Genomic DNA, 5,203 nt, shown 5'->3' on the forward strand with positions numbered 1-5,203 from the left:
TTTGCTAAATGAGAAGTTCATTTGAAATTATAAAATATACAGAAGAAAAAATAGCCGAATAAAACGAAGTCAATCCTTGAATAATGGAGCTATAGGAAATTCGAAGTTGTAAAAAAAACAGAAGCTAACGCTTCAAACGAAATTATTTACAATGGAGAGTTTGATCCTGGCTCAGGATGAACGCTAGCGGGAGGCTTAACACATGCAAGCCGAGGGGTATAGTTCTTTCGGGAACTAGAGACCGGCGCACGGGTGCGTAACGCGTATGCAACTTGCCCTACTGAAAAGGATAGCCCTTCGAAAGGAGGATTAATACTTTATAATAGAAATCATGGCATCATGAATTTTTGAAAGATTTATCGCAGTAGGATAGGCATGCGTAAGATTAGTTAGTTGGTGAGGTAACGGCTCACCAAGACGATGATCTTTAGGGGGCCTGAGAGGGTGAACCCCCACACTGGTACTGAGACACGGACCAGACTCCTACGGGAGGCAGCAGTGAGGAATATTGGACAATGGGTGGAAGCCTGATCCAGCCATCCCGCGTGTAGGATGACGGCCTTATGGGTTGTAAACTACTTTTATCTGGGGATAAACCTACTTACGTGTAAGTAGCTGAAGGTACCAGAAGAATAAGCACCGGCTAACTCCGTGCCAGCAGCCGCGGTAATACGGAGGGTGCAAGCGTTATCCGGATTTATTGGGTTTAAAGGGTCCGTAGGCGGATTAATCAGTCAGTGGTGAAATCTCATAGCTTAACTATGAAACTGCCATTGATACTGTTAGTCTTGAGTGATGTTGAAGTTGCTGGAATGTGTAGTGTAGCGGTGAAATGCTTAGATATTACGCAGAACACCAATTGCGAAGGCAGGTGACTAAACATCAACTGACGCTGATGGACGAAAGCGTGGGGAGCGAACAGGATTAGATACCCTGGTAGTCCACGCCGTAAACGATGGATACTTGCTGTTGGGTTTTCGGACTCAGTGGCTAAGCGAAAGTTATAAGTATCCCACCTGGGGAGTACGTTCGCAAGAATGAAACTCAAAGGAATTGACGGGGGCCCGCACAAGCGGTGGAGCATGTGGTTTAATTCGATGATACGCGAGGAACCTTACCAAGGCTTAAATGCAATTTGACAGATCTAGAAATAGATTTTTCTTCGGACAGAATGCAAGGTGCTGCATGGCTGTCGTCAGCTCGTGCCGTGAGGTGTTAGGTTAAGTCCTGCAACGAGCGCAACCCCTATCATTAGTTGCCAGCGTTTAAAGACGGGGACTCTAATGAGACTGCCGGTGCAAACCGCGAGGAAGGTGGGGACGACGTCAAGTCATCACGGCCCTTACGTCTTGGGCTACACACGTGCTACAATGGTAAGTACAGAGGGCAGCTACTTGGCAACAAGATGCGAATCTCAAAAACTTATCTCAGTTCGGATTGGAGTCTGCAACTCGACTCTATGAAGCTGGAATCGCTAGTAATCGCATATCAGCCATGATGCGGTGAATACGTTCCCGGGCCTTGTACACACCGCCCGTCAAGCCATGGAAGCTGGGGGTACCTGAAGTCGGTGACCGTAAAAGGAGCTGCCTAGGGTAAAACTGGTAACTAGGGCTAAGTCGTAACAAGGTAGCCGTACCGGAAGGTGCGGCTGGAACATCTCATATTTAGAGAACGACGAATTTTCTTCTATTAGTAGAAGATTGATTTTGATTCGGCTTTTTATTCTGTAGTATTTAATATAGTTAGAGATAGAGGTTAAGATTTAGATTAAGAAAAAAATACTTAAAACTTATAACTTAACACTTACAACTAACAAAAAGACCACTCTTTAAGAGTATTAAAGAGTCTCATAGCTCAGCTGGTTAGAGCGCTACACTGATAATGTAGAGGTCGGCAGTTCGAGTCTGCCTGAGACTACTAAAAACGAAGTTCGATTTACGAATTTCGAAATACGACAAAGAGGGGGATTAGCTCAGCTGGCTAGAGCGCTTGCCTTGCACGCAAGAGGTCATCGGTTCGACTCCGATATTCTCCACGAAGCGATAAACGAAGTTCGAGATTCGAAATTCGTTTAAAGCAGAAGAGTTCATTGACATTATTGAAAAAAAACATACAATCAAAACAGATTTAGAGATAAATCAAAGTTTATATAAGGTATACAATTAATCAAGAAAACGAGTAAGATTAACATAACCGCTCAGTAATATGACGGTTAAATCGAGAAAAAAGTTACAAAGGGCGTACGGCGGATGCCTAGGCTTTGAGAGGCGATGAAGGACGTGATAAGCTGCGATAAGCTACGGGGAGCGGCACATACGCATTAATCCGTAGATTTCCGAATGGGACAACCCGGCATGTTGAAGACATGTCACTCACGTAAGTGAGAGCGAACGTTGGGAACTGAAACATCTAAGTACCAATAGGAAAAGAAATCAATTGAGATTCCGTAAGTAGTGGCGAGCGAACGCGGATTAGCCCTAAAGACTTTATAAGGATAACAGAATAACCTGGAAAGGTTAACCGTAGAGGGTGATAGTCCCGTAAGTGAAATTTTTATTAAGTTGATAACGAGTAAGGCGGAACACGAGAAATTCTGTCCGAATATGGGAGGACCATCTTCCAAGGCTAAATACTCCTCAAAGACCGATAGTGAACTAGTACTGTGAAGGAAAGGTGAAAAGCATTTCGAATAGAAAGTTGAAATAGAACCTGAAACCGTACGCCTACAAGCGGTCGGAGCTCTTCGGAGTGACGGCGTGCCTTTTGCATAATGAGCCTACGAGTTAATGTTGCTGGCAAGGTTAAGCACTTCAGGTGCGGAGCCGTAGCGAAAGCGAGTCTGAATAGGGCGTTATAGTCAGTAGTATTAGACGCGAAACCTTGTGATCTACCCATGGGCAGGTTGAAGCTTTGGTAACACAAAGTGGAGGACCGAACCGGTTGACGTTGAAAAGTCTTCGGATGACCTGTGGGTAGGGGTGAAAGGCCAATCAAACTGGGAAATAGCTCGTACTCCCCGAAATGCATTTAGGTGCAGCGTTTAGTAAAGTATATTAGAGGTAGAGCTACTGATTGGATGCGGGGGCTTCACCGCCTACCAATTCCTGACAAACTCCGAATGCTAATATATGTTTCTAGGCAGTGAGGGCATGGGTGCTAAGGTCCATGTCCGAGAGGGAAAGAACCCAGACCATCAGCTAAGGTCCCCAAATATATGCTAAGTTGAAAAAACGCGGTTGGATTGCATAGACAGCTAGGATGTTAGCTTGGAAGCAGCTATTCATTTAACGAGTGCGTAACAGCTCACTAGTCGAGCGATCCGGCATGGATAATAATCGGGCATAAGCATATTACCGAAGCTATGGATTACATCTTATGATGTACTGGTAGGGGAGCATTCTAACGGCGCAGAAGTCATCTGGTAATGGATGGTGGAGCTTTTAGAAAAGAAAATGTAGGCATGAGTAACGATAAAATAAGTGAGAAACTTATTCGCCGTAAGACTAAGGGTTCCTCAGCTATGCTAATCAGCTGAGGGTTAGTCGGGACCTAACACGAACCCTAACGGGGTAGTGGATGGCAAACGGGTTAATATTCCCGTACCTGCACTCAATAAAAGTGACGAATGATTGTAGGAGGTGCGTACTGACGGAATAGTACGTTGAACCTACGTAAAGTAGGGATAGTACACGAAGACTTCGGTTAGAGTGATAATCCTCTGAAAATTGTTCCAAGAAATAGCGAGATGTGCAGCCCGTACCGTAAACCGACACAGGTGGTCGAGGAGAGTATCCTAAGGCGCTCGAGCGATTCATGGTTAAGGAATTAGGCAAAATAGACCTGTAACTTCGGGAGAAAGGTCGCTGACAGCAATGTCAGCCTCAGTAAAAAGGCCCAGGCGACTGTTTATCAAAAACACAGGACTCTGCAAAATAGAAATATGACGTATAGGGTCTGACACCTGCCCGGTGCTGGAAGGTTAAGGAAGGAGCTTAGAGGTAACTCGAAGGTTTTGACTGAAGCCCCAGTAAACGGCGGCCGTAACTATAACGGTCCTAAGGTAGCGAAATTCCTTGTCGGGTAAGTTCCGACCTGCACGAATGGTGTAACGATCTGGGCACTGTCTCAACCATGATCTCGGTGAAATTGTAGTATCGGTGAAGATGCCGGTTAATCGCAACGGGACGAAAAGACCCTGTGAACCTTTACTATAGCTTTGTATTGACTTCGGGTAAATAATGTGTAGGATAGGTGGGAGACTATGAAGCAGTATCGCTAGGTATTGTGGAGTCATTGTTGAAATACCACCCTTTATTTACTTGGAGCCTAACTCCCGATGGGAGGACAGTGCATGGTGGGTAGTTTGACTGGGGTGGTCGCCTCCAAAAGAGTAACGGAGGCTTTCAAAGGTACCCTCAGCACGCTTGGTAACCGTGCGTAGAGTGTAATGGCATAAGGGTGCTTGACTGTGAGACCAACAAGTCGATCAGGTGCGAAAGCAGGACATAGTGATCCGGTGGTTCCGTATGGAAGGGCCATCGCTCAAAGGATAAAAGGTACTCCGGGGATAACAGGCTAGTCTCCCCCAAGAGCTCACATCGACGGGGAGGTTCGGCACCTCGATGTCGGCTCGTCACATCCTGGGGCTGGAGAAGGTCCCAAGGGTTGGGCTGTTCGCCCATTAAAGTGGCACGCGAGCTGGGTTCAGAACGTCGTGAGACAGTTCGGTCTCTATCTGTTGTGATCGTTAGAAGTTTGAGCGGAGTTGACTCTAGTACGAGAGGACCGTGTTGAACAAACCTCTGGTGTATCAGTTGTGCCGCCAGGTGCACCGCTGAGTAGCTACGTTTGGAAGAGATAAGCACTGAAAGCATATAAGTGCGAAACTCGCCGCAAGATTAGACTTCTTTAAAGGGTCGTTGTAGACTACAACGTTGATAGGCTATAGATGTAAAGGCAGTGATGTCATAGTCGAGTAGTACTAATTACCCATAGACTTTTTCTTAAAAAGTACAACGAATCAGATAAGTTGATTTAAGATCAACAAAATATTAATAAAGATTAAATACTAATATTGATTTAATCGTCATAGAGAAGGTTAGTTAATCTTATTTGGATTAATGAAGTAATACCAAAAGATTGTATATACGAAATTCGAAACACGAAAAACGAATTTCGACGCCAATAATGTCAAGATATA

The 5,203-nt window shown here is 45.1% G+C and carries 2 tRNA genes and 2 rRNA genes; all 4 read left to right on the forward strand.

What is annotated here, in order from left to right:
* Nucleotides 1-148 precede the first annotated feature (148 nt).
* The 4 genes from N5D90_RS16900 (at nt 149) to N5D90_RS16915 (ending at nt 5,008) form a co-directional block, all read left to right on the forward strand.
* Nucleotides 149-1,667, forward strand: a 16S ribosomal RNA gene (locus tag N5D90_RS16900).
* 179 nt (nt 1,668-1,846) lie between these two features.
* A tRNA-Ile gene (locus N5D90_RS16905) sits at nt 1,847-1,920 on the forward strand.
* Between the two features lie 44 nt (nt 1,921-1,964).
* A tRNA-Ala gene (locus tag N5D90_RS16910) sits at nt 1,965-2,038 on the forward strand.
* Between the two features lie 187 nt (nt 2,039-2,225).
* Nucleotides 2,226-5,008 (forward strand): 23S ribosomal RNA (locus N5D90_RS16915).
* The 16S and 23S rRNA genes sit together here with 2 tRNA genes alongside, the layout of an rRNA operon.
* Nucleotides 5,009-5,203 lie beyond the last annotated feature (195 nt).

Origin of the sequence: Empedobacter sp. GD03797 (genome assembly GCF_029842105.1) — a bacterium.
Classification (GTDB): Bacteria; Bacteroidota; Bacteroidia; order Flavobacteriales; family Weeksellaceae; genus Empedobacter; species Empedobacter falsenii_C.